Below are 1,796 nucleotides of genomic sequence, written 5' to 3' on the forward strand. Positions count from 1 at the left end.
GCTGGTCGAGGCCGAGCCTTTGGCCGAGCGCCTCGACGGTTTCGATTTCGGCGGTCGATCGCTGCTCAACCGAACGTCGGAGCAAGGGTTCCGCTTCGCCCACTACAGCATCCAAGAGTTCCTTCTTGCCCAAGCGCTCGTCAGCGATGGGAGCCGGGCCCTCGAGGGCCAGCTCAGGGCGACGGATCAGCTGGTGGCGTTCCTGATCTCGTGGCTGAACGAAAAGCCGGCGCAGCGATTCGCCCAGGTGCCCTGGAGCCGGATCGATTTCGGCGATATCGAGATCGATCTCGTCAGCCTGCTGCCCGAGGACCTCGTCGGTGCCAACCTGCGGGGTGTGCCGCTCTATGGCGCCGACCTGCGCGGCCGTGATCTGCAGTGGGTCGATCTACGTGGCGCCGACCTCCGGTTTGCCGACCTGCGCGACGCGGACCTCTCCTTCGGCCGCTTCGCCAGGGCCACCCTCACCGGCGCCAGGCTCGACGGCGCGACCTTGGAGGGGGCCGGCTTTCTGGGCTGCGTCGGCCTGGAAGTGTGGCTGCCGCCAACGGTCGGAGCGCCGGCGCCGAGCGCCCTGCGAGACGTGTCTCAGCGGGTTGGCCAGGTCGCCGTGCAGATCGCCTGGCACCCGAACGGCAGAGCGCTCGCCGCGTGTATGGACAATGGTCAGGTGGCGATATGGGACTCCCGTACCGGCCACGTCTTACAGCGTTTGCAGGCGCCGGAAGCGATGTGCTGTCTTGCCTGGCGACCCGATGGCGCGCGGCTGGCGACGGGCTCAGACCAAGGCACCTTGCGGATCTGGCGAACCGGGAGCGGCGACCTCAGGCTTGCCAAACGCAGCCATCGGGACCGGATCCACGCCGTGGGCTGGAGTCCGCACGGCGTACAGATCGCCACGTCTTCCGAGGATTCGCGGGTCTGTATTCGCGATGCTGGGACGGGCAAGCTGCGGCACTTCTTGGAAGGCCATACGGATCCCGTCTACGCGGTTGCCTGGTCGCGGGACGGCAAGCGTCTCGTTTCGGGCTCCGAAGATAGTACGGTGAGGATCTGGAACCCATTGACCAACGAGCTGCTCGCTACCTGGCGGATTCACCGCGAAGCGATGCGGGCGGTCGCCGTTTCGCCGACGGATGATCGGTTCGCCGTAGCCTTCGATGACGGGACGGTTCGGATTTTCAGCTCGAGCGACAGCTCGATCCAGACTTTGAAGGGCCACACGACCTGGGTCGGGGCACTCGCCTGGTCGCCAACCAGCGCCCGCCTCGCCTCCGGCGACGACCGGGGCTCAGTCAAGCTCTGGGAGCTGTCGTCGGGCGAGAGTACCATCGGATTTCGCGCCAGCGAGCTCGGCATCCGCTCGCTCGCCTGGGACAATACCGGCAGGCGTCTCGCCGCCGCTTCCTACGCCAGCGCGATCAAGATCTGGGGCCCGCGCTCCTTCGCCACGCCCTTGCAGGTCCTCGAGCCCGGAGAAGGTGAGCTCCAGGCGGACGGCTGGGCGCTGTACGAGCCGGAAGATCTCGGCGAAGACTGAAGGCGCCGCAGCAGGTTCGAGGCCGACAGCGCCTCAGCCGACTCTCTTCGATCTTCTTTCCTCTCCGTGTCAAATCGTAGCCCTGTTTTCCGTCGTGGTGGGTTAAACGACGATCCAGTCGCCCCAACCCCACGGAGGACCCATGGGCCAACACGCCAACACCTACCTTTTACTCTTCTCCCACCCCTACCTCGTCGAGAGCTTGCTGCGCGACTTCGTCCCCGGCGATTGGGTGCGCCAGCTGGACTTCTCGACC

At 66.2% G+C, this 1,796-nt stretch carries 1 protein-coding gene; it reads left to right on the plus strand.

The features are described from left to right. Positions 1-1,540: pentapeptide repeat-containing protein (locus AAF481_20500; GenBank protein ID MEM7483547.1), on the plus strand; the 1,540-nt coding region annotated here is incomplete at its 5' end. Between the last annotated feature and the right edge of the window lie 256 nt (positions 1,541-1,796).

Source organism: Acidobacteriota bacterium, assembly GCA_039030395.1.
In the GTDB taxonomy this organism is placed as follows: domain Bacteria; phylum Acidobacteriota; class Thermoanaerobaculia; order Multivoradales; family JBCCEF01; genus JBCCEF01.